Raw genomic sequence first — 20,965 nt, forward strand, 5'->3', positions numbered from 1 at the left:
GGCTGGCCGGCGGTCAAGGTGGCCGAGGTCGAGGCCGGAACCGCCGATCCGTGGATGGCCATGGTCGGCGAGGACTGAGACGGCATGCCTTCTCCCCTCCAGGGGAGAAGGCGGCTCGCGGAGCGAGACGGATGAGGGGGCTGCCAGCCTCATGCCCATCGTCCGCCATCCTGCCCGCTGAACCTCACCCCTCATCCGAGCGGCTATCGCCGCCCACCTTCTCCCTCAAGGGGAGAAGGGTTAGAGAGCGCCTATGACTCCCCCCGCCGTCATCCTCGACCGGTCGCAACTGGCCGACAACATCGGCGCCGTGGCGCGGGTGATGGCCAATTTCGGCCTGGAAGACCTGCGTCTGGTCAGTCCGCGCGACGGCTGGCCCCAGGATCGCGCCTGGGCCACGGCCTCGGGCGCCGACTGGGTGCTGGAGGGCGTGCGGGTGTTCGACAGCGTGGCCGAGGCCGTCGCCGATCTGAACACCGTCTTTTCGACCACCGCCCGCCCGCGCGAGACCCGTCTGCCGGTGCGCACGCCGCGAGAATCGGCGCGCATCCTGTGGGACGACACGGCGTCCGGCCTGAAGACCGGCCTGTTGTTCGGCGGCGAGCGGGCCGGGCTGGAGACGACCGACATCGCCCTGACCCAGGGCATCACCACCATTCCCATCGACCCGCGCCACCATTCGCTGAACCTGGCCCAGGCGGTGGCGATCAACGCCTATGAGTGGCGCACCCTGGTGCTGGACGCCCCGCCGCCGAAATTCCGCGAGGGCGACCCGCCCGCCTCGAACGACCTCTTGGTCGGCATGTACGAGCATCTGGAGCGCGAACTGGACGAGGGCGGCTTCTTCCATCCGCCCGAGAAGAAGCGGTCGATGAGCCAGAACCTGCGCGTCATGCTGGGCCGGGCCGCCTTCACCGAGCAGGAGGTGGCCACCTTCCGCGGCGTGATCCACGCCCTGGCCAAGGGGCGCGGCCGGGTCCTGGCCAAGCTGGCGGCGAAGACCCGGGCCACGGACTAGGGTGCGGCGTCGGCGTCGTTCAGAAACGCGCGGATGGCGGCCTGATAGACGGTCGGCTGGTCCCACCAGATGATGTGGCCGGCGCGCGGGACATAGCGATACCGGGCGTTCGGGAAGGTGGCGGCGTATTCATAGGCGTCGCCATAGGCGATGAAGTCGCACTGCCCCTGAAGCACCAGCACCGGCGCCGTCATGCGCCGCATGGCCGGGCGGCGATCCTTGAAGTCGTCGGGATAGAAGTTGGAGCCGGCGCGCGAATAGGCCCCCGCGCCGCCTTCCTCGGGTTTCACATGGGCCGGGTCGCAGACCATGGTGCGGGTGAAGCCGGACGCCAGGGTGTTGATGGCGGCGTCCATCTCTCGATCCGGGGCGAATTTCACATTGAACAGTTGGGCCAGCAGGAACGAGGCCTGGGCGCGCACCGGCATCCGCTCGGCCCCGGTCGCCTCGACATAGCCGTCCGGCGGAGTGAATTTCAGCTCGGCCGGGATCGGATAGAGCCGCTCGGTCGCGGGCCTGCCGTCGGCGTCATAGCTCGCTGGTTCCAAGGCGCCCGGCGCGCTGAGCACCAGGCGGTCGATATGGTCGGGGTGGTCGGCGGCGTACAGCGCGGCCAGCAGGCCGCCGAAGCTGTGGCCGATCACGGCGATGCGTTCGACGCCGAGCTTGACGCGGATCGCCTCCAGATCGGCCAGGTGGCCGGCGATGGTGGTGTCCTTGGGCCGGGCGCGGCGATCCGACAGGCCCGTGCCGGACTGGTCGTACAGATAGACGTCGCGCCCGTCGGCGGCCAAGGGCGCCAGGGTGCGGATGATGGCCGAATGGACATAGCCGCCCGGCCCGCCGTGCAGGAAGATCACCGGCGGCTTGCGGACCTGGCCCTGGGCCGGAATGCGCGTATAGGCGATGCGATAGCCGCCGGGCATGGTCCAGTACCGCGTGCTGTCTCGCGGCTGGATCGGGTCCACGGTCTGGGGGACCGGCTTCAGCAGCAGAAAGGCGGCCAGCGCCAGGACGCAGAAGATCGTCACGCCGACGGCGCGTGCGAAAATCTTGAACATGGGGAAGGTCCTCAGTCCGTATCGATGAAGAACAGGGCGTCCATCGGCCGACCCAGCACCTGAGCCATCCGCAGCGCCAGCAGGGTGGAGGGGACGAAGATCCCGTTCTCCACGGTGTTGATGGTCTTGCGCGTCACGCCGGTGCGTTCGGCCAGTTCGGCCTGGGTCAGGCCCATGGCCGCGCGCGCTTCTTTCAGTCGATTGCCCAGCCGCTCAGCCATCGCGGATCGCCCTCAGTTCCAGAAGGCCGAAGCGGATCAGGGCCGGCGTGGCCGCGAAGGTGATGATGAACCGACAGGCGTCGCGCGCCGTGATCGGCTCATAGAAGCTGGCCCAATAGGCCAGGAAGGCGGCGATGACGGCGCCCCAGAAGCCCATGCCCAGGGCGCGGTTGCGGTTCTCCACCGTCGTCTCGTCGTTCGCCAGCCGTGCGATCCGGCCGCGGAACAGACCCGCCCCCCACACCAGAAAGACCGCGAAGGCGGCGGCCCAGACGAACCAGGCCAACAGATGGATGACATTGGACGACCCCCAGACGGGATCGCCCAGGCTGAGCGTCTGGGCGATCGGAAAGGCCAGGCCCAGCCCGACGGCCGACCCGGCGCGCAGCCGGGACAGGCGTTCTGCTTTCTCGGCTTCGGTTCGCGCCATCTGCGCCTCGTGTCACCCTAGAGTGACTTTTTGTCACCTTTTCGTTACTCGATGTCAAGCGGCCCGTCAAAAGGCGTTCGGGGCGGCGGCGTCCGTCAGGATTGATCTGGGCCGCGCCAGCCGCTAGACGCGGCCGCGTTGGGGAGTAGCTTCCGGCGCCTGTCATGCCGGGACCGTGTCAACACACTCGCGGCCTCGCGGCCCGTGGTGCGGTCGGCGGTTCATCCGCTTAGCGAGACCAGCGTGCTTCGCGACCCTTCACCGGCGGGGTCGTGGAGGCGCGGTCTCATGTGCCCGGCGGATCGTTTTTCATGACCCCTCTGTCGATCGCCGTCCTGTCGCTCAGCATGTCGACTGACGCCTTCGCCGCCGCCGTGGGGCGCGGCGCGGCCCATCGCCCGGTGTTCGCGACGGCCGTGCGCAACGGCCTGGTGTTCGGCGTCATCGAGGCGATCACGCCCCTGATCGGCTGGGGCCTGGGTCTGATGGCGGCGGGGTTCGTGGAGCAGATCGACCACTGGATCGCCTTCGGCCTGCTGGGCGCGGTCGGCGCCAAGATGCTGTGGGAGGCCTTTCAGCCGGTGGACGCCGAGGATGAGGGCGCGCCTGGCCGTGCGGCGCGCAACGGCGCCCTGGCCCTGGTCGCCACCGCCGTAGGCACCTCGATCGATGCGGCGGCCGTGGGCGTGGGCCTGGCCTTCATCGGCGCCAACATCTGGATCATCGCCCTGTCGATCGGCGTCTCGACCTTCGTGCTGACGACCCTCGGCATGATGATCGGCAAGGCGGTGGGCGTCCGCTTCGGCAAGGTCGCCGAATTCCTGGGCGGCGTCGCCCTGATCCTGATCGGCCTGTCGATCCTGGCCGATCACATGGGCTGGATGGGCTAAAGCGTCGCCAGAAAGGCCGGGACGGTCTGGGTCGCCGGGCCGTATAGGCCCTCGTCGAACTGGGCGGCGCCCAGGCTGGGTTCCAGGTTGATCTCCACCGTGCGCGCGCCCGCCGCCCGCGCCAGGCGCACGAAACCGGCGGCGGGATAGACGGCGCCCGAGGTGCCGACGGACAGGAACAGATCGCACGCGGCCAGCGCCTGCTCGATCCGCTCCATCTCCAGCGGCGTCTCGCCGAACCAGACGATGTGGGGCCGCAGCCGTCCGTCGGGGCTGAAGGGGCTGGGGTGATGCGGATCGAGATCGTCCGGCCAGTCGCACACCCGGCCGGTGGCGGTGCAGGCCGCCTTCAACAACTCGCCGTGCATGTGGATCAGTTCAAAGCCGGGACCGGGCGGCGTCGCGTCATGGGCGCGGTCGTGCAGGTCGTCGACGTTCTGGGTCGCCAGCGTCAATCGGCCGGGCCAGCGTGCGGCCAGCTCGGCGATGGCGCGGTGGGCGGCGTTGGGGTGAACCTGGGGCAACTGGCGGCGGCGCCGGTTGTAGAAGTCCTGGACCAGGGCCGGGTCGCGGGCGAAGGCCTGGGGCGTCGCCACATCCTCGATCCTGTGGCCCAGCCACAGGCCGTCGTCGGCGCGGAAGGTCGGCACGCCGGATTCGGCCGAGACGCCCGCGCCGGTCAGGATGACGAGATTGGAATGCATCCCGACCGACGCGGCGCCCTTACCGCTATCCGAGTGCGCGTCGGCCCATCATGCCGGCGATCAGCAGGCTGAAACCGGCCACCAGGAAGTCGATGCCGACGATGGTGCCCAGCGTCAGCCCGGCCATCTCCATCAGTTTGAACAACACGATGCAGCCCAGCACGAGGCTGAGCAGGCCGCCCAGGCCCAGCCATAGGCGCGCCTGGCCGAAGCTGCTGTCGAAGGCCAGCAGCATGCCGGTCACGCCGCGCGCCACCAGCACGGCGCCCAGCAACATCGTCAGGGACACGGCCCCGACGCCCGGCTTCATGACCATCCAGATCCCCAGCGCCAGCGCCAGGACGGCCCAAAGGGCGTTCACCAGGATCGCCCAGCCCTTGCGCTCGGTGAAGGACGCGAACAGGCCCACCAGACCACCGGCGATCAGGGCGAAGCCGACCACCATGACAGTGGCCAAGGTCGATATCACCGGCGCCGCCAGCGCCGCGATCCCGAACAGGATCATCAGAATTCCGTAAAGCGCACTGACGACCCTAAGGCCGCGACCGAGGTCCGAGATGGGGTTGGATGTCATGACAAGCCTCCCTGCATTGTTGACGCGCGAAAGATACGCCTGTGCGTGGTGATCGCCAATCACCGTTCCGTGGGCGGCGATCGGCGGCACGTTGCGGAATCTCCCCGACTTTCGCACGCGTCGGGGTTGAAAGCCGCCGCCGCCGATGCGACCCCTCGGGCGTCCGCCAGACGAGCAGGAAAGCAGAGGAGCCGATCCATGAAGACCCGCGCCGCCGTCGCCTTCGAGGCCAAACGTCCGCTGGAGATCGTCGAGGTCGATCTGGAGGGGCCGCGCGCCGGAGAGGTGCTGGTCGAGATCAAGGCGACCGGCATCTGCCACACCGACGCCTATACGCTGGACGGGCTGGATTCCGAGGGGATCTTCCCGTCGATCCTGGGTCATGAGGGGGCGGGCGTGGTGGTCGAGGTCGGGCCGGGGGTGACCTCCGTCGCGGTCGGCGACCATGTGATCCCGCTGTACACGCCCGAGTGCCGCCAGTGTAAATCCTGCCTCAGCCGCAAGACCAATCTGTGCACCGCCATCCGCGCCACCCAAGGCAAGGGCGTCATGCCCGACGGGACCAGCCGGTTCAGCTACAAGGGCCAAGCCATCGCCCACTACATGGGCTGTTCGACCTTCTCGAACTACACGGTGCTGCCTGAGATCGCGGTGGCCAAGATCCGCAAGGACGCGCCGTTCGACAAGGCCTGCTATGTCGGTTGCGGCGTGACCACCGGCGTCGGCGCGGTGGTCAATACGGCCAAGGTCGAGCCGGGCGCCAACTGCGTGGTGTTCGGCCTGGGCGGCATCGGTCTGAACGTCATTCAGGGGCTGAAGATGGTCGGGGCCGACATGATCGTCGGCGTTGACATCAATCCGGCGAAAGAGGAATGGGGCCGCCGCTTCGGCATGACCCATTTCGTGAACCCGAAGGCTGTGTCCGACGTGGTGGCGCATCTGGTCGAGCTGACCGGCGGCGGGGCCGACTACACCTTCGACTGCACCGGCAATACGGTAGTGATGCGCCAGGCCCTGGAGGCCTGCCATCGCGGCTGGGGCGAGAGCGTCATCATCGGCGTGGCCGAGGCGGGCAAGGAGATCGCCACTCGCCCGTTCCAACTGGTCACCGGCCGCGTCTGGCGCGGTTCGGCCTTCGGCGGCGCGCGCGGCCGCACCGACACGCCCAAGGTCGTGGACTGGTACATGGACGGCAAGATCGAGATCGACCCGATGATCACCCACACCCTGCCGCTGGAGCGCATCAACGAGGCCTTCGACCTGATGCACGCAGGCGAGAGCATCCGCAGCGTGGTGGTGTTCTAATTGTCCGTTGCATAAAGCAACTGACTTGGGCTAGGCTTCCGTCGAACGGTCGCAGGAGCAAACCATGTTCACCCACGTTGTCCTGGGCGCCAATGACGTCGAGGCGTCGCGCCGGTTCTATGACGCCGCCCTGGGCGCGCTGGGGCTGGGCGCCGCCGCGGGACCGGATCCCAAGGGGCGCTATTGGTGGCGCACCGATCGCGGCGCCTTCGCCATCGGCAAGCCGATCGACGGCGAACCGGCCTGCCACGCCAACGGCGGCACCCTGGGCTTCTTCGCCGCGACGCCGGAGATGGTGTCCGCCTTCCAGGCGGCGGGCGTCGCCGCCGGAGGCCGCGCCATCGAAGACCCGCCGGGCGAACGCAACGGCCCGTTCGGCAAGCTGGTCCTGGCCTATCTACGCGATCCCGACGGCAATAAGATCTGCGCCCTGCATCGCCCGTGACGGGCTTTGAAGAGGTCGGGCTGACGCTGACGGCCCGGACCTCGGATCATGTCGACAGGGCCGAACTGGCGGCCGGAGCGGCGGCGCTGTTCGACCTGTTCCTGGCCCGCGAGCCTGAGTTCGGCTTCAACCCGGACATCGTGGTCGACTATCCCGATCTGACGGGGGCGGCTCCGTTCCTGGCTGACGCCCTGGCCCATGTCGCGGACCGGATCGCGGCGTTGGAGCGGACGGGGGCGCCGATCGGCCGCGTGGTGATCCTGACCACCTATGCAGAGGTGGTCGGCGCGCCGTTGTCGGCCGCCGGATGGCGCGGCGAGCGTATCGACATGCCCGCGGGACCGGACGGGACCTGGACCTATCGACTGGACCTCTCCGAGGCCCCGCGCACCCTCTATCTGGAGGCGGTCGATGAGGCTGATCCCAAGATCCGGCCCGACTTCCTGTTGGAGCTGCATGACGGCCAGGGTCGGCTGCGCGGCGGCGCCTGGGGTTCGATCCATCAGCGCGACGGTCGACGATACGCCTATATCGCCACCATGACGCTGGACGTCGGCCTGCCGGCCGGCGTCGGCACGCGGCTGGGCCAGGCGCTTGAGGCTACGTTGCGCGACGCGGGCGTCGTCGCGGCCCACCTGGGCACCCAGACGGCGGGACCCTTTTATGAGCGGCTGGGTTTTCGCATCACCCATCGCGTCCTGCCCGAACTGCGGGTCCGCGACGGCGACGACGGCGCGCGGACCACCACCGACCTGGTGATGATGGAACGTCGGCTGGACTGACGGTTGACGGCGGCGGCGCGGGGCCTGAGGAACGGGGCATGGAAACCCTGAAGACCCACGTCGTGCACGGCGGCGTGCTCCGATACCTGAAGCATGACAGCGCCGTCACCGGCACGCCGATGACGCTGTCGGTGTTCACCCCGCCGGGCCAGGGACCGTTTCCGGTGGTGATCTGGCTGTCGGGCCTGACCTGCACCGAGGACAATTTCACCACCAAGGCCGGAGCCTATCGGGCGGCGGCCGAGCAGGGGGTGATCATCGTCGCGCCCGACACCTCGCCGCGCGGTCAGGGCGTGGCGGATGATCAGGCCTATGATCTGGGCCAGGGGGCGGGCTTCTATGTCGATGCGGTCCAGGCGCCCTGGGCGCCGCATTTCCGCATGGAGACCTATGTCGTCGACGAACTGACCGCCCTGATCGACCAGGCGTTCCCGACGACGCGGACGCGGTCGATCATGGGCCATTCCATGGGCGGGCACGGCGCCCTGACCCTGGCCTTGCGTCATCCCGACCGGTTCCGCAGCGTCTCGGCCTTCGCGCCCATCTGTTCGCCGACGCGCTGTCCGTGGGGCGACAAGGCGTTCAGCGCCTATCTGGGCCAGGATCGCCAGGCGTGGGTTCGCCACGATGCGGCCCGGCTGATCGAGGCGGGCGCGGCCACCGGCGTGTATGACGACATCCTGGTGGACCAGGGCGACGCCGATCCCTTCCTGGCCGAACAGTTGAAACCGGAACTGCTGGTCCAGGCGGCGCGGGCGGCGGGGCAGGCGCTGACCCTGCGGATGCAGCCGGGCTATGACCACAGCTATTTTTTCATGGCCAGTTTCATCGCTGACCATATCGCTTTCCATGCGACGCGACTGAAGGGACCGGTGCAATGAGCTATGATCAGGATCTGCACGACCGGCTGGGTCCGATGTTCAGCGCCCTGTGCGTCGAACTGGGCTTCTGTCTGCACGACAAGGGTCAGCGGCGGGTGATCGAGGCCCTGCCCCAGGGGCTGGACGCCGCGGTGAAGGCCGTGTTCCAGGCCGACGGCATGGACCTGATCTCGGCGTCCGGCGATCTGAAACGGGCCGTGCGCGACTGCATCAAGACCCACGCCAAGGGCGTCGGCTAGGCTCGGGCCTTGAATCGAGGCCGGACCCTGGGGCGCTCCGCGTCCGCATCCGGCGCAGACCCGCGCTAGGGTGCGGCCCATGCTGTTCAGCGAAGGGACCAACGAAATAGACTCGATAGACTCGATAGACGCGCTTTTTTGTCGGGTCTGAACCCTGACGGGACAATCCGGCACGGCCAAGCTTGGGTTCGGCGAACGGCTTCCTAGATGGAGGTCCTTCCCCGACGCCGTTTGATAAGGAGCCTGTCATGGCCTTCACCCTTCCCCCGCTGCCCTACGCCTATGACGCGCTGGAACCGGCGATCGACAAGGAGACGATGGCCTTCCATCACGACAAGCACCACCAGGCCTATGTCGACAATCTGAACAAGGCGGTGGACGCCGATCCCGCCCTGCAGGGCCAGAGCCTGGAAGCGATGTTCGCGGGCATGTCCAAACTGCCCAAGGCCGTGCGCAACAACGGCGGCGGCCACTGGAACCACAGCCTGTTCTGGGAGCTGATGGCGCCCCAGGGCCAGACCGGCGAACCGTCGGCCGAACTGGCCGCCGCCATCGACCGCGACCTGGGCGGCTTCGAGAAGTTTCAGGCCGACTTCAACGCCGCGGGCGCCGGTCAGTTCGGCTCGGGCTGGGCTTGGCTGATTGTTCAAGACGGCAGGCTGAAGATCACCTCCACCCCCAATCAGGACAATCCGCTGATGGATGTGGCCGAGGAGAGGGGCGCGGTGGTGCTGGGCGCTGATGTCTGGGAGCACGCCTATTATCTGCGGTACCAGAATCGCCGCGCCGACTATCTGAAGGCCTTCTGGTCGGTGGTGAACTGGAACAAGGCCAACGCCCTGTTCGCGGCCGCGACCGCTTGACTCCGGCGGGCGGGGCGTCGATAAGCCCCGCCTTCACGCCCCGGCCGCAAGCCTGGGGCGCGAACCATTACGGACGATGCGTGGACCGCCGTTGAGATCGCCCTTCCAATCGTGGAGGGGCCGGGCCGCATCCGCATAGAGAGCGAATATGTCGAAGCGCCACAGCGCCAAGTACAAGATCGACCGCGCCATGGGTGAAAACCTGTGGGGTCGTTCCAAATCCCCGGTCAACAAGCGTTCGTACGGTCCCGGCCAGCACGGCCAGCGCCGCAAGTCCAAGGTTTCCGACTTCGGTCTTCAACTGAAGGCCAAGCAGAAGCTGAAGGGCTACTACGGCAACATGACCGAGAAGCAGTTCCGCAAGACCTATGACGAGGCCGCGCGCCGCAAGGGCAACACGCCCGAGAACCTGATCGGCCTGCTGGAAGCCCGTCTGGACGCCGTGGTCTATCGCGCCAAATTCGTGCCGACCGTCTGGGCCGCCCGCCAGTTCGTCAACCACGGCCACGTCACCGTCAACGGCAAGAAGGTGAACATCGCCTCCTACCGCGTCTCGGTCGGCGACGTCGTCGAGGTGAAGGAGAAGTCGCGCAACATGGCCCTGGTGCTGGAAGCCCAGCAGTCGTCGGAACGCGACGTGCCGGATTATCTGGAACTGGGTGATCGCGGCTTCTCGGTTCGCGTGGCCCGTACGCCCGAACTGGCCGACGTGCCCTATCCGGTGAAGATGGAGCCGAACCTGGTGGTCGAATACTACTCGTCCTAAGGACGGGCGGTTTCCCCCAAAGGAAACAGGGGCCTCGGAGCGATCCGAGGCCCTTTTTTCATGGCCGAGGCGAGATGTCGGCGCGCGGCCGTTCGCTAACGGCGGTTAACCGTAGCCCTTGCCGTCATCGTTAACGGCTGTCGGCTATGTGAAGAGGTTCAATTTTCGGAATCTTCTTCTTCGATGCGTCTGATCTCCTGCCTTGTCGACCAGCACGACTATGTCCTGACGCTGCTCGCCGCCGTCATCTGCCTGGCGGGTTCGGCGGTGACGGCCAATATGTACCGTCGTGTCCGCGCCGCGCCCGTGGCGGGACGAGACGTCTGGATCTTCCTGGGCGGCATCGCTGGGGGCGCGACCATCTGGTGCACCCATTTCGTGGCCATGATGGCCTATCGGCCGGGCGTCGAGGTGGCCTATGCGCCGCTGCTGACGGCCTTGTCCCTGATCCTGGCGGCGGTCGGCTGCATGTCCGCCATGGCCGTGGGCGCCAGGCCGGGCCGACGGGCGCCCGCGATCGGCGGCGCGGTGTTCGGCGTGTCGGTGGCCGCGATGCACTATACCGGCATGGCCGCCTTCACGGCCGAGGCCTTTGTCTATTGGTCGCCGGCCTATGTCGTGGCGTCGGTCGCGGCGGCCCTGGCGGGCGGCGCGGTGGCCTTCGACGTGACGGCGCGCAGGCTGCCGGGCCTGAAGCGTCATGTCGGCGCTGTTCTGCTGGTGCTGACCATCGTGGCGCTGCACTTCACCGGCATGGCGGCCATGGAGGTGCTGCCGCTGGCGCCGTCGGCGGGTGCGCTGACCGGCGAGGCGGCGCAGGGGTTGCTGGCCCTGGGCGTGGCGACCGTGGGTTTCCTGATCCTGGGCATCGCCGTGGCCGCCCATGTGCTGGACGAGCGGGCGCGGGGCCAGTCCCTGGCGCGCCTGAAACATCTGATCGAAGGCAGCGTGGACGGCATGCTGGTGGAAGGCGAGAGCGGCGTCGTCCTGGCCAACGCCGCCTTCGCCGACCTGTGCGGCGTGGCCGTTGAGGACCTGCTGGGACGTCGTGTCTCCAACTGGATCGACGACGCCGACGCCATGGACGGAGGCGTCCTGGTTCAGAGCGAACTGCGTTTCGGCGAATCGCCGGCCATCCCGGTCGAGGTGGCCGTGCGCCGCCAGGCCGGCGGCGAGGGCGAAGGCCAGTTCCGCATCTTCGCCGTGCGCGACCTGCGCGCGCGCCTGGCCCAGGAGCGTCGCATCGCCCATCTGGCCCGCAACGACAGCCTGACGGACCTGCCGAACCGCGCCTCGTTCCTGGACAAGCTGGCGCGTCAGGCGGCCCTGGCCGGAGAGGACGACATGTTCGCCCTGTTCGCCATCGACCTGAACCGCTTCAAGGAAGTCAACGACATCTACGGCCACGGCGTGGGCGACCAGTTGCTGGTCCATGTCGCCGATCAGTTGCGCCAGGCGATGCGGCCGGGCGAGTTCCTGGCGCGCCTGGGCGGCGATGAGTTCGTCGCCATCGCGCCGGTGACCGAGCGTGAAGAGGCCCTGGCGGTCGCCGAACGCTTCCGCGTGGCCATCGCCACGCCCATGGGGGTGGAACACGCCGAGGTGGCGTCGGGCGCCAGCATCGGCGTCGCCTTCTGGCCGCATGACGCCGAGGAGACCTCGGTCCTGATCAACAACGCCGACCTGGCCATGTACCGGGCCAAGGCGTCCCTGACGGCCGACGTCTGTTTCTATGAAAGCGACATGGACCAGGCGGTGCGCGAACGCCGCCGCATGACCCTGGCCCTGCGCGAGGCCTTGGACGCCGGGCGGTTCCAGGTGCACTATCAGGTCCAGGCCTCGGTCGAGACCGGGGCGGTGACCGGCTATGAGGCCCTGCTGCGCTGGCCCCAGGCCGATGGAAGCTATATCTCGCCCGAGCGGTTCATCCCGCTGGCCGAGGAGACCGGCCTGATCCTGCCGATCGGCGAATGGGTGCTGCGCGCCGCCTGCGCCGAGGCCGCGACCTGGGACGAGCCGCACAAGATCGCGGTCAATCTGTCGCCGATCCAGTTGTCGCATGTCGATCTGCCGCGCCTGGTGCACGTCATCCTGTTGGAGACGGGTCTGCCGCCCAGCCGACTGGAGCTGGAGATCACCGAGACGGCCATGATCAGCGACCTGGAGCGCACCACCCATGTGCTGCGCCAGCTGAAGGCCCTGGGCGTGACCATCGCCATGGATGATTTCGGCACCGGCTATTCGTCGCTGTCGACGCTGCGCGCCTTCCCGTTCGACAAGATCAAGCTGGACCGGTCCTTCATGTCCGAACTGGACGGCAGCCCCCAGGCCCGCGCCATCATCCGCGCCGTCCTGGCCCTGGGCGAGAGCCTGGACATCCCGGTTCTGGCCGAGGGTGTCGAGACGGCCGGCCAACTGGACTTCCTGCGCGAGCAGGGCTGCGACGAGGTTCAGGGCTATCTGTTGGGCCGCCCTGGCCTGCGCGGCCAGTCAACGCCCGCCGAGGCGGTCGAGGTTCGGGACAGCCGCGTGGCCTGAACGGGCCGTTCCCTTTCGGCGCGAAAACGGGCATTCTAGGCGAAGGATGCGGCCGAGACCGGAGGGTGGAGCGGTGAAGAGGATCGTCGTGATCGGCCTGGCCGTCGCGCCGCTGTTGGGGGGCTGCGCCCACTGGCCGTGGAGCCGCGCCGAGACCGTTCAGGCGGCCATGCCGGGCCAGTTGGAACCGCTGCACGCCGCCGCCTTCGGCAGCGACAGGGCGGTGTTCTGGGTGACGTCGAACGGCTGCACCGACAAGACCAGCCTGAAACCCATCGTCAGCCGCCAGGGCGGCGAAGCGGTGATCACCCTGCGGCGCGTGTTCGAGGACCGCTGTGATCACCCGTCGGCCGACGGCGTCGAGGTGACCTGGTCGTTCGAGGAACTGGGCCTGAACCCCGGCGACCGGGTCTCGGTCAACAATCCGCTGCAACTGCCCCAGACCTGAGCGGACGTTCATCTTCGGTTCAGGTGCGGCCGGTTCTTCTGAACAGGCAAGCTTGACCATAAGGGGAAAAACCATGCTGCGCCTCGTTCTCGCCGTCGCCATCGCCGCTCCGCTGCTGTCGGGCTGCATCATCATCGCCACCGACAAGCCGACCACTCGGGTCGTGCATCAGGCCCCGGCGCAAGCCCAGTGAGGGGCCTGCGCATCCTTTTGGCGGGGGCGGTTCTGCCGCCCCTGCTGTCGGCCTGCGTCGTCCATGTCACGGATGACGGACCCCGCGTTCTGGAGAGGGGCGCGCGCGTCTCGATCCAGACCGCTCGGTTGGAGCCGGTCCGCTCGGCGCGGATCACCGACGGCCGCCTGTATGTCCGCGTCGATTCCAACGGTTGCACTCAGGCCGAGGATTTCGCTGTCCATGTCGACGTCTCGGACGACGGCGCGGTCGGCCTGGGCGTCGAGCGTGAAGACCCGGACCTGTGCAAGGCCCTGGTCCCGGACGGCGTGGAGCTGAGCTGGTCGCTGCAAGACCTGGACGTCACCGCGTCCGGCCCGTTCCGGCTGTTGAACCCGCTGAAGCTCTGACGCCTGTCGATGGGTCCTTTCCCGGTTCACGGGGAAGGATCGTCGAGCGGACGACTAGCGCTGGAACGCCGGCAGGATGTCGGCGGGGATGCGGTGGGGGCGCATGGTCGCGGCGTCCACCAGAACCCATTCGGTGACGCCCTGGGCGCACAGGCGGCCCTCGCCGTCCTCGATGCGGACATAGCGGTTGAAGCGCGGTCCCTGCGGCTCGCCGACCCAGGTGCGGGCCTTCACCCCCGTCGCATTGGGCGCGATGGGGCGGAAATAGTCGATCTCGTGCCGGGTTCCGACCCAGGACCAGCGGCCGCGCGTGTCGGCGTCGAAACGGGCGTTCCAGTGGGCCGTGCCCGCGTCTTGCAGCCAGCCGACATAGACGACGTTGTTGACGTGACCGTTCTCGTCGATGTGTTCCGGCCGCACGTCCAGCGCCAGCTCGAAGACCTCTCGGTCGGGCCGCGGTTCGAGATGCGGCCGGGCCATCAGGCCTCGCCCAGGGCGACGCCCTTTTCGGTCAGCAAGGCCTGAAGCTCGCCCGCGCCGAACATTTCGCGCACGATGTCCGAACCGCCCACGAACTCGCCCTTCACATAGAGCTGGGGGATGGTCGGCCAGTCGGTGAAGGACTTGATGCCTTCGCGCAGGCTTTCGTCCTGCAACACGTCGACGCCGACGAAGGGCGCGCCGACATGATCCAGGATCTGGACGGTCAGGGCCGAGAAGCCGCAACGCGGGGCGTCGGGCGTGCCCTTCATGAACAGCACCACCGGATGTTCGGCGACGGTCTGGGCGATGAAGGCGTGGGCGGGGTCGGCGGCGGCGTCGGTCACGGGGAACCTCTTGAAAGACTGCTCGTCAGCTAGGCGCCCAAGGGGGCGCGGTCAAGGCGACGTGCGGTCTCAGGCGGCCTTGGCGCTGACGCGGGCCATTTCGATCTGGGCGGCCAGGCCGGGCGGCATGTCGCGCTCGGTGATGTCGGCCAGGACGGCCAGCCGCTGGGGGTCGTCGGCGCGCACCACGACGCTGGAGATCGACGGTTCGGTCAGGGTATAGGCCAGGCAGATGCTCTCGGCGTCCCAATGGGGCGTCTGGTGCAGGAAGGCGAAGGTCCCGGCGCCCGCCAGCGGGCCTTCCTTCTTCTTGCCGCCGAAACCGAACCAGCCGCGTTTCTGTTCCTGATCGGAGGCCGCCGCCTTCTTGGCCGTGTTCAGGGCGTCGGGGAAATAGTCATAGGCGAAGATCGCCATGTCGTGTTCGCGCGCGGTGCGGATGCGGTTGCGGACCTTCCATTCGGAATTGACGTGATAGGGGGTGGCCAGCACGTCGAAGGCGCCGGTCGAGACATAGGCGTCCATCACCTCGCCGTCGCCGGCGACGCCCAACAGCCGGACCCGACCGGTCGACCGCAAGGCCTTCAGCGCGTTCAGCGACGCCTGGGGCAGTTCGTCCTCTCCCGGCTCTTCCAACAGGGCCAGATCGATCCAGCCCAGGCCCGAGACGTGCAGCGCCCGATCGATGGCGCCGGTCATGCCCTCGGCGGTGAAGTCGCGTTCGTGGCCCCGGCGGCCGTCGCCGCGCCCCATGGCCAGGCTGACGCAGACCAGTTTGCGGTCAATGTGCGACAGGGCCTGGCCGACCACCTCGGCCAGCACCGGATCGGCCGTCTCCAGCCGATAGGCGTTGATGCCCGCCTCCAGCGCCGAATAGATCAGCTCCTTGACCTCGGCCGGGCCGCGCGACAGGGCGTCGAACCCCAGCGACAGGGTCAGGTTGGAGATAGCGGCGCCGGAACGTCCGAAGGGGCGGTAACGCATCGGTCAACCTCCTGTCGGCGCCGAGGTTTCGAGGGCCAGGGCATGCAGCTCGCCGCCCATCCGGCCCTTGAGGGCGGCATAGACCATCTGATGCTGTTTCACGCGCGGCGCGCCCGCGAAGGCGGCCGAGACGATGCGCGCGCGATAGTGGTCGCCGTCGCCGGCCAGATCGATGATCTCGATCTCGGCGTCGGGAAAGGCCTCGACCAGATGGGCGCGAAGCGCTTCGGCGGACATGGGCATGGGCGGGGCCTAGCTTGGATTCGCCGGAAAGGATGGGCTGTAAACCTTAACGGGGGGCTACATCCGGTCGCGATGGAGGAAGCCATTGATGGGGAATGAGACCCCAGACGCGAAAACGGCGCCTGATTGCACAGGCGCCGTCTCGCATTGCTGTCTTTGGATCAGTCCTCAGCCTCGTCGGGCTTGGGCGGCTCCGTTAAGGTCCAGCAGTCTTGCAACTGCCGATCAGCCCAACGCACCCATTCATCGATAAGGCCGTTGGCGCCCGAGAGGGTCATGAACATCGGGCCGCCGTCCGCTTGCGTGGCGTGGCCCCATACCGACACGAGGCTGCCATGCAGGGGGAACCCAACTGAAGGCGGACTGGATCTCGGGATCGGCTCCGCCAAAGCGGGGACGCGGAAAAGCGGCGGCGATAGCCGTTCGAAGGCGGCCAGAACTGAGTAGAGGCCCGGACAACTGCGTCCGTCCGCCCATTGCGCCTCTCCCTGACCATCGGGCGTCTCGCGTGCTCGACGCGCTATGGGAACAACGGCGCTGAAGGGCGAACGTCTCGAATAGTGGTAAAATTCAATGACGTTTCGCTCAGTGCCGCCTGGTGTCGCGAAGCCGCCGATGAAGATTGCTCCAGGAGGTTGGTGTTCCAGCCCTTGAAGCTCGCGAGGTTGAACAGCCTGACCCAGTTCTCGATGCGCCTGCAGGGTCGGTGACTGTGCGAGGAACATCACCAGGGAGACGGAAATCGCGGAGGTCAGGGACATGACAAACTCTGAGTTGCTGCGTTCAACCGCCCTGGAACAAACTATCCGCCCTAAGGATGCGGGTGGCGCCGTCGGCCGTGGTGACGGCGTAGGTGAAGCCGGGCTGGAGGGCGAAGCCGCCCGCGCGGCCTTGGCGGTCCAGGGCCAGGAAGGCGACCTGGGACCGCGCGATCTTGTCGCCGCGCAGCCGGGCCAGGCGTTCGATCACCCGGCGGCAGGCCGTGGTCGGGTCCAGGCCCGCGCGCAGGCCCTCGACCACCGAATGCGATCCGACGACGCGGACCACGTCTTCGCCGACGCCGGTGGCGGTGGCGGCGCCGACCTCGTCATCGACATACAGGCCCGCGCCGATGATGGGGCTGTCGCCGACGCGGCCGCGCATCTTGAAGGCCAGGCCCGAGGTGGTGCAGGCGCCGGCCATGCGGCCGTCCGCGCCGATGGCCAGAAGGCCGATGGTGTCGTGATTGCCCGGCCCGCCGGGCGTGGCGCGCCAGTCCGTGTTCTCGCGGTTGATGCGTGGGGCGTAGTCGGCGGTTTTCAGCCATTCGCGCCAGGCCGCCTCGGCCTGGGGCGTCGGCATGACGGCGGTCTGGAACCCCTGGTCCAGGGCGAAGCGGCGCGCGCCTTCGCCCACCAGCATGGTGTGGGGGGTCTTCTCCATCACCGCGCGGGCCACCGAGACGGCGTGATTGACGTCTTCCAGCGCGCAGACCGCGCCGACGTCTCCGGCCCAGGTCATGACGCAGGCGTCCAGCGTCACCTTGCCGTCGCGGTCGGGCCAGCCGCCCAGGCCCACGGAGGTGTTTGTGGGGTCGGCCTCGGCCACACGCCCGCCGGCCTCGACCATGTCTAGGGCCGAGCCGCCCGCGAGGCGCCGCTCCCAGCCCGCCTGATTGGCGATGCGGCCGAAATCCCAGGTCGAGACCATGACGGCGGGCGCCGTTTCCTCGGCCTGTGCGGCGGTCGCGGCGGCCAGCGCGGCCGCCAGGCCCAGGGTGGTTCTGCGGGACAGGTCGGTCACATCAACCCCAATTGCTTGAAACTGGCCACGCCGTCGCGGCCGACGATCAGATGGTCGTGCACCTCGACGTGCAGGGCGCGGCCCGCCTCGATCACCTGGCGGGTCATGTCGATGTCGGCGCGGCTGGGCGTCGGATCGCCCGAAGGATGATTGTGCACCAGGATCAGGGCGCTGGACGACAGCTCCAGCGCGCGCCGCACCACCTCGCGCGGATAGACCGGGGCGTGATCGACCGTGCCCCGGTTCTGGACTTCGTCGAGGATCAACTGGTTCTTCTTGTCGAGATAGAGGACGCGGAACTGTTCCCTCGGCTCGTGCTGCAAGGCGATGCGGACATAGGCCAGAAGGGCGGTCCAGGACGAGATCACCGGCCGCTTGGCCGCCGGCTCCTTGGCCACGCGCTGGGCCACCGCGAAGATCAAGCGCAGGTCCAGGGCCGCGGCGCGCGACGCCTTGCCCCGCGCATAGCCCATGGATTTGGCGATCTGATCCTCGACCGCTTCATGGGTGGCGGCGCCGATGCCTTCCAGTCCGCCGAACCGGGCCAGCAGGTCCTTGGCCAAGGGCTTGGTGTCCTTGTAGGGGATGCTGCGGAACAGCAGCATCTCCAGCAGCTCATAGTCGGGCAGGGCCTCGATCCCGCCCAGGGCCGCGCGTTCGCGCAGCCGGTCGCGGTGGCCGGAATGACGCGGCTTGGCTTTCGCGGGCGTGTCGGCGTCGTCGGTCACGCCCCGGACGGTAGCGTCTGGGGCGCGCCGATCAAGCGGCTTCAGTTCGGGCGGAACAGGCCCGCCGGACTGGCCGAGAATATCTCGACGCCGGTCTCGGTGACGCCGACCGTGTGCTCGCACTGGGCCGACAGGGACTTGTCGCGGGTCACGGCGGTCCAGCCGTCGGACAGCACCTTCACCGGCGCCTTGCCCAGGTTCACCATCGGCTCGACGGTGAAGAACATGCCCGGCTTCAGCACCGCGCCCTCGCCGCGACGGCCGTAGTGCAGGACATTGGGGCTGTCGTGGAACACGCGGCCGATGCCATGGCCGCAGAAGTCGCGGACCACCGACATGCGCTGGGCCTCGACGTATTTCTGGATGGCGTAACCGATGTCGCCGAAGGTGTTGCCCGGCTTCACCTGCTCCAGCCCCAGACGCAGGGCCTCATAGGTGACGTCGACCAGCTTCTTGGCGCGCGGATTGATCTCTCCGACCGCATACATGCGGCTGGAGTCGCCGTGCCAGCCCTCGACGATGACCGTGTGGTCGATGTTGACGATGTCGCCTTCCTTCAGCACCCGGTCGCCCGGGATGCCGTGACAGACGACATGGTTGATCGAGGTGCAGATGGTCTTGGTGTAGCCCTTGTAGCCCAGGCAGGCGGGCAGACCGCCGTTGTCGAGCGTGAACTCGCGCACCAGGTCGTCCAGTTCGCCGGTGGTCACGCCCGGAACGACATGGGGGGCGATCATGTCCAGCGCCTCGGCCACCAGGCGTCCGGCCTTGCGCATGCCCTCGAAATCTTCGGCGTCGTGCACGCGGATTTCGGCTGAGCGGATGAAGCTTTCGGTGTCCAGGTCCTGGGTCTCGTACATGGGGGTCTCGGGATCGAATGAAGACTTATAGCACAACGCACCGGGGGCGGACGGGGCGCCCGCCCTCGGTTCAGGTTCAGGTTCGGATTCAGGCCTTGGCGTAGCCCTGGCCGCCGTTGGACGGGCGACGACGGCGACGCTTCAGCTTGTCGACCGGCTTGGGTTCGACGCGCGGATCGTTGTTGACGGGGCGCGGCCGTTCGCCGGCCATCGGATCATAGGCGCGAGCCGGGGGCGCGGCGCGGGCGGCGTCTGTGCGATTGCCCTTGCGCTGGCGATGGGGCTGGCCGCCGCCTTCGGGACGGACGCCGTCGCGATGCGGGTTGCGGCGGCGCGGCTGGTTCTGGCGGTCGCCGCCCTCACGCTCGGGCAAGGTGGCCTTCTTGCCGACGCCCGAGGCCATGATCGAGGCGTCCAGCGCCTGGAGCGCGCGATCGTTGCGGCGGTCCTGGGTCGGGATCTTCTGGCGGGTGACCTTCTCGATGTCCTTCAACAGCTTCATCTCGTCGCCGGCGACGAAGCTGATGGCCGTGCCGTCGGCGCCCGCGCGGGCCGTGCGGCCGATGCGGTGGACATAGGCTTCCGGCACATAGGGCAGTTCAAAATTGACGACGTGGGTCACGCCGTCGACGTCGATGCCGCGCGCGGCGATGTCGGTGGCGACCAGGACGCGCAGCTTGCCCTTCTTGAAGGCTTCCAGAGTGCGTTCACGTTGGGGCTGGCTCTTGTTGCCGTGGATGGCGCCGGCCTCGACGCCGCCCGCCTCCAGATAGGCCGCGACCTTGTCGGCGCCGTGCTTGGTCTTGGTGAAGACCAGGCAGCGGGTATAGCCCGGATCGCTGAACATCTCGGTCAACAGGGCGCGCTTGCGGCCCTGTTCGACCCAGACGACCGACTGTTTGATGCGCTCGACCGTCGTGGCCTGGGGCGTGACCTGGACCTTGACCGGGTCTTTCAGCAGTTCGCCCGCCAGCTTGCCGATCTCGCTGGGCATGGTGGCCGAGAAGAACAGGTTCTGGCGCTTGGCCGGGATGCGGCTGACGATCTGGCGGATCGGCTTGATGAAGCCCAGGTCCAGCATCTGGTCGGCTTCGTCCAGCACGAAGATCTCGCAGGTCGAGAGGTCCAGGGTCTTTTGCTGGATGTGGTCCAGCAGGCGGCCCGGCGCGGCGACCAGGATGTCCAGCCCCTGTTGCAGGGCGCGTTCCTGGGCGCCGTATTTGACGCCGCCGAAGATGACGGCGACGCGGAAGCCCAGGTGTTTGCCATAGGCCTTGAAGCTCTCGCCGATCTGGGTGGCCAGTTCGCGCGTCGGCGACAGGACCAGGCAGCGGGTCGTGCGGGGGCGCGGCGCGATGCGATTGGCCGCCAGGCGATGCAGGATCGGCAGGGCGAAGGCCGCGGTCTTGCCGGTGCCGGTCTGGGCGATGCCCAGCAGGTCCTTGCCGGACATGACGTCGGGAATGGCCTGTTGCTGGATCGGGGTGGGGGTCGCGTAGCCTTCCGACTGGAGGGCCTGCAACAGGGCCGGGTTCAGGCCCATGGATTCAAAAGTGGTCTTGCTCACGTTCGTCTTTCGATATGCGACGACGTGCGCGGCCGGGCTTCGCCGGGATGACGCGCGTCGCCGGCCCCGGAGGCGGGGCGGGAAACGGGCGTCGCCCCGCGTGATGCGGCGACGTATGATCTCGAGGAGCCGGGCGCTTCTACAGACAGGTCCGGGGTCGGACCCTCACGCGCTGGAGCACGCCGGTCATCGCATGGTGCGATGCAGCATCAGATGGGCTGTGAATA

The 20,965-nt window shown here is 68.0% G+C and carries 26 protein-coding genes; 12 read left to right on the forward strand and 14 right to left on the reverse strand.

Features of this window, described 5'->3' with window-relative positions:
- Positions 1–253 precede the first annotated feature (253 nt).
- Complete coding sequence (locus V7D63_RS06665) at positions 254–1,018, forward strand: RNA methyltransferase (RefSeq protein ID WP_333591484.1); 765 nt, start codon at positions 254–256, stop codon at positions 1,016–1,018.
- Here the strand turns inward: V7D63_RS06665 and V7D63_RS06670 are convergent.
- From V7D63_RS06670 to V7D63_RS06680, 3 genes are read right to left on the reverse strand one after another with little or no spacing between them, the layout of a single operon-like run.
- Complete coding sequence (locus tag V7D63_RS06670; protein WP_333591485.1) at positions 1,015–2,079, reverse strand: alpha/beta hydrolase; 1,065 nt, start codon at positions 2,077–2,079, stop codon at positions 1,015–1,017. The genes V7D63_RS06665 and V7D63_RS06670 overlap by 4 nt on opposite strands.
- An 11-nt stretch (positions 2,080–2,090) precedes the next feature.
- Positions 2,091–2,300 carry a helix-turn-helix transcriptional regulator gene (locus tag V7D63_RS06675; RefSeq protein ID WP_333591486.1) on the reverse strand — a complete coding sequence of 70 codons (210 nt, stop codon included), beginning with the start codon at positions 2,298–2,300 and terminating at the stop codon, positions 2,091–2,093.
- On the reverse strand, positions 2,293–2,730 hold the full coding sequence (locus V7D63_RS06680) for a hypothetical protein (RefSeq protein ID WP_333591487.1): 438 nt from the start codon (positions 2,728–2,730) through the stop codon (positions 2,293–2,295). Before V7D63_RS06680 ends, V7D63_RS06675 begins: the two co-directional genes overlap by 8 nt.
- Positions 2,731–3,041: 311 nt before the next feature.
- On the opposite strand from V7D63_RS06680, the gene V7D63_RS06685 reads away from it, so the two are divergent.
- Positions 3,042–3,620, forward strand: coding sequence for a manganese efflux pump MntP (locus V7D63_RS06685; RefSeq protein WP_333591488.1), 579 nt, complete (start codon positions 3,042–3,044; stop codon positions 3,618–3,620).
- Here the strand turns inward: V7D63_RS06685 and V7D63_RS06690 are convergent.
- Together V7D63_RS06690 and V7D63_RS06695 are read right to left on the reverse strand one after the other, a co-directional pair.
- Positions 3,617–4,324: an NAD-dependent deacylase gene (locus tag V7D63_RS06690; protein ID WP_333591489.1), complete on the reverse strand. Its 708-nt coding sequence runs from the start codon at positions 4,322–4,324 to the stop codon at positions 3,617–3,619. The genes V7D63_RS06685 and V7D63_RS06690 overlap by 4 nt on opposite strands.
- Positions 4,325–4,349: 25 nt before the next feature.
- Positions 4,350–4,829, reverse strand: a complete 480-nt coding sequence (locus tag V7D63_RS06695) for an HdeD family acid-resistance protein (RefSeq protein ID WP_333591490.1) — start codon at positions 4,827–4,829, stop codon at positions 4,350–4,352.
- 267 nt (positions 4,830–5,096) lie between these two features.
- Between V7D63_RS06695 and V7D63_RS06700 the strand changes: the two genes are divergently transcribed.
- The 10 genes from V7D63_RS06700 (at position 5,097) to V7D63_RS06745 (ending at position 13,747) form a co-directional block, all read left to right on the forward strand.
- Positions 5,097–6,203, forward strand: coding sequence for an S-(hydroxymethyl)glutathione dehydrogenase/class III alcohol dehydrogenase (locus tag V7D63_RS06700; protein WP_333591491.1), 1,107 nt, complete (start codon positions 5,097–5,099; stop codon positions 6,201–6,203).
- Between the two features lie 64 nt (positions 6,204–6,267).
- Positions 6,268–6,648 (forward strand): VOC family protein, encoded by a 381-nt coding sequence (locus V7D63_RS06705; protein WP_333591492.1) that lies wholly within the window; start codon positions 6,268–6,270, stop codon positions 6,646–6,648.
- A complete protein-coding gene (locus V7D63_RS06710; protein WP_333591493.1) occupies positions 6,645–7,430 on the forward strand; it encodes a hypothetical protein in 786 nt (261 codons plus the stop codon). Before V7D63_RS06705 ends, V7D63_RS06710 begins: the two co-directional genes overlap by 4 nt.
- A 38-nt stretch (positions 7,431–7,468) precedes the next feature.
- Positions 7,469–8,311 carry an S-formylglutathione hydrolase gene (fghA, locus tag V7D63_RS06715; RefSeq protein WP_333591494.1) on the forward strand — a complete coding sequence of 281 codons (843 nt, stop codon included), beginning with the start codon at positions 7,469–7,471 and terminating at the stop codon, positions 8,309–8,311.
- Complete coding sequence (locus V7D63_RS06720) at positions 8,308–8,550, forward strand: hypothetical protein (RefSeq protein ID WP_333591495.1); 243 nt, start codon at positions 8,308–8,310, stop codon at positions 8,548–8,550. Before fghA ends, V7D63_RS06720 begins: the two co-directional genes overlap by 4 nt.
- Before the next feature lie 248 nt (positions 8,551–8,798).
- Positions 8,799–9,413: a superoxide dismutase gene (locus V7D63_RS06725; RefSeq protein WP_333591496.1), complete on the forward strand. Its 615-nt coding sequence runs from the start codon at positions 8,799–8,801 to the stop codon at positions 9,411–9,413.
- Positions 9,414–9,561: 148 nt separating this feature from the next.
- Positions 9,562–10,179 carry a 30S ribosomal protein S4 gene (gene rpsD, locus V7D63_RS06730; RefSeq protein WP_333591497.1) on the forward strand — a complete coding sequence of 206 codons (618 nt, stop codon included), beginning with the start codon at positions 9,562–9,564 and terminating at the stop codon, positions 10,177–10,179.
- 183 nt (positions 10,180–10,362) lie between these two features.
- Complete coding sequence (locus V7D63_RS06735) at positions 10,363–12,717, forward strand: bifunctional diguanylate cyclase/phosphodiesterase (RefSeq protein WP_333591498.1); 2,355 nt, start codon at positions 10,363–10,365, stop codon at positions 12,715–12,717.
- A gap of 73 nt (positions 12,718–12,790) precedes the next feature.
- The gene (locus V7D63_RS06740; RefSeq protein WP_333591499.1) at positions 12,791–13,165 is read left to right on the forward strand and encodes a hypothetical protein; all 375 of its coding nucleotides are present in this window, start codon (positions 12,791–12,793) and stop codon (positions 13,163–13,165) included.
- Positions 13,166–13,354: 189 nt separating this feature from the next.
- Positions 13,355–13,747 (forward strand): hypothetical protein, encoded by a 393-nt coding sequence (locus V7D63_RS06745; protein WP_333591500.1) that lies wholly within the window; start codon positions 13,355–13,357, stop codon positions 13,745–13,747.
- Between the two features lie 54 nt (positions 13,748–13,801).
- On the opposite strand, the gene V7D63_RS06750 is transcribed toward V7D63_RS06745, so the two are convergent.
- The 9 genes from V7D63_RS06750 to V7D63_RS06790 all read right to left on the reverse strand — a co-directional run bounded on the left by V7D63_RS06750 (position 13,802) and on the right by V7D63_RS06790 (position 20,714).
- Positions 13,802–14,227 (reverse strand): acyl-CoA thioesterase, encoded by a 426-nt coding sequence (locus V7D63_RS06750; protein ID WP_333591501.1) that lies wholly within the window; start codon positions 14,225–14,227, stop codon positions 13,802–13,804.
- On the reverse strand, positions 14,227–14,574 hold the full coding sequence (gene grxD / locus V7D63_RS06755; protein WP_333591502.1) for a Grx4 family monothiol glutaredoxin: 348 nt from the start codon (positions 14,572–14,574) through the stop codon (positions 14,227–14,229). Before grxD ends, V7D63_RS06750 begins: the two co-directional genes overlap by 1 nt.
- Before the next feature lie 69 nt (positions 14,575–14,643).
- On the reverse strand, positions 14,644–15,558 hold the full coding sequence (locus V7D63_RS06760; protein ID WP_333591503.1) for an aldo/keto reductase: 915 nt from the start codon (positions 15,556–15,558) through the stop codon (positions 14,644–14,646).
- Between the two features lie 3 nt (positions 15,559–15,561).
- Complete coding sequence (locus tag V7D63_RS06765; RefSeq protein ID WP_333591504.1) at positions 15,562–15,801, reverse strand: BolA family protein; 240 nt, start codon at positions 15,799–15,801, stop codon at positions 15,562–15,564.
- Between the two features lie 161 nt (positions 15,802–15,962).
- Entirely contained in the window at positions 15,963–16,562 is a 600-nt protein-coding gene (locus V7D63_RS06770) for a hypothetical protein (protein WP_333591505.1), read from the reverse strand.
- Between the two features lie 22 nt (positions 16,563–16,584).
- Positions 16,585–17,583, reverse strand: coding sequence for a N(4)-(beta-N-acetylglucosaminyl)-L-asparaginase (locus V7D63_RS06775; protein ID WP_333591506.1), 999 nt, complete (start codon positions 17,581–17,583; stop codon positions 16,585–16,587).
- Positions 17,580–18,311: a RadC family protein gene (gene radC / locus V7D63_RS06780; RefSeq protein ID WP_333591507.1), complete on the reverse strand. Its 732-nt coding sequence runs from the start codon at positions 18,309–18,311 to the stop codon at positions 17,580–17,582. Before radC ends, V7D63_RS06775 begins: the two co-directional genes overlap by 4 nt.
- A 41-nt stretch (positions 18,312–18,352) precedes the next feature.
- Entirely contained in the window at positions 18,353–19,171 is an 819-nt protein-coding gene (gene map, locus V7D63_RS06785) for a type I methionyl aminopeptidase (RefSeq protein WP_333591508.1), read from the reverse strand.
- An 88-nt stretch (positions 19,172–19,259) separates the two neighbouring features.
- On the reverse strand, positions 19,260–20,714 hold the full coding sequence (locus V7D63_RS06790) for a DEAD/DEAH box helicase (RefSeq protein WP_333591540.1): 1,455 nt from the start codon (positions 20,712–20,714) through the stop codon (positions 19,260–19,262).
- Between the last annotated feature and the right edge of the window lie 251 nt (positions 20,715–20,965).

Source organism: Brevundimonas sp. (assembly GCF_036732845.1).
Classification (GTDB): Bacteria; Pseudomonadota; Alphaproteobacteria; order Caulobacterales; family Caulobacteraceae; genus Brevundimonas.

Excerpts from the sequence above, each read along its gene's own strand:
- V7D63_RS06665 (WP_333591484.1), top strand. The coding sequence starts at position 254 with ATGACTCCCCCCGCCGTCATCCTCGACCGGTCGCAACTGGCCGACAAC.
- V7D63_RS06670 (WP_333591485.1), bottom strand. The coding sequence starts at position 2,079 with ATGTTCAAGATTTTCGCACGCGCCGTCGGCGTGACGATCTTCTGCGTC.
- V7D63_RS06675 (WP_333591486.1), bottom strand. The coding sequence starts at position 2,300 with ATGGCTGAGCGGCTGGGCAATCGACTGAAAGAAGCGCGCGCGGCCATG.
- V7D63_RS06680 (WP_333591487.1), bottom strand. The coding sequence starts at position 2,730 with ATGGCGCGAACCGAAGCCGAGAAAGCAGAACGCCTGTCCCGGCTGCGC.
- V7D63_RS06685 (WP_333591488.1), top strand. The coding sequence starts at position 3,042 with ATGACCCCTCTGTCGATCGCCGTCCTGTCGCTCAGCATGTCGACTGAC.
- V7D63_RS06690 (WP_333591489.1), bottom strand. The coding sequence starts at position 4,324 with ATGCATTCCAATCTCGTCATCCTGACCGGCGCGGGCGTCTCGGCCGAA.
- V7D63_RS06695 (WP_333591490.1), bottom strand. The coding sequence starts at position 4,829 with ATGATCCTGTTCGGGATCGCGGCGCTGGCGGCGCCGGTGATATCGACC.
- V7D63_RS06700 (WP_333591491.1), top strand. The coding sequence starts at position 5,097 with ATGAAGACCCGCGCCGCCGTCGCCTTCGAGGCCAAACGTCCGCTGGAG.
- V7D63_RS06705 (WP_333591492.1), top strand. The coding sequence starts at position 6,268 with ATGTTCACCCACGTTGTCCTGGGCGCCAATGACGTCGAGGCGTCGCGC.
- fghA (WP_333591494.1), top strand. The coding sequence starts at position 7,469 with ATGGAAACCCTGAAGACCCACGTCGTGCACGGCGGCGTGCTCCGATAC.
- V7D63_RS06720 (WP_333591495.1), top strand. The coding sequence starts at position 8,308 with ATGAGCTATGATCAGGATCTGCACGACCGGCTGGGTCCGATGTTCAGC.
- V7D63_RS06725 (WP_333591496.1), top strand. The coding sequence starts at position 8,799 with ATGGCCTTCACCCTTCCCCCGCTGCCCTACGCCTATGACGCGCTGGAA.
- rpsD (WP_333591497.1), top strand. The coding sequence starts at position 9,562 with ATGTCGAAGCGCCACAGCGCCAAGTACAAGATCGACCGCGCCATGGGT.
- V7D63_RS06735 (WP_333591498.1), top strand. The coding sequence starts at position 10,363 with ATGCGTCTGATCTCCTGCCTTGTCGACCAGCACGACTATGTCCTGACG.
- V7D63_RS06750 (WP_333591501.1), bottom strand. The coding sequence starts at position 14,227 with ATGGCCCGGCCGCATCTCGAACCGCGGCCCGACCGAGAGGTCTTCGAG.
- V7D63_RS06760 (WP_333591503.1), bottom strand. The coding sequence starts at position 15,558 with ATGCGTTACCGCCCCTTCGGACGTTCCGGCGCCGCTATCTCCAACCTG.
- V7D63_RS06765 (WP_333591504.1), bottom strand. The coding sequence starts at position 15,801 with ATGCCCATGTCCGCCGAAGCGCTTCGCGCCCATCTGGTCGAGGCCTTT.
- V7D63_RS06770 (WP_333591505.1), bottom strand. The coding sequence starts at position 16,562 with ATGTCCCTGACCTCCGCGATTTCCGTCTCCCTGGTGATGTTCCTCGCA.
- map (WP_333591508.1), bottom strand. The coding sequence starts at position 19,171 with ATGTACGAGACCCAGGACCTGGACACCGAAAGCTTCATCCGCTCAGCC.
- V7D63_RS06790 (WP_333591540.1), bottom strand. The coding sequence starts at position 20,714 with ATGGGCCTGAACCCGGCCCTGTTGCAGGCCCTCCAGTCGGAAGGCTAC.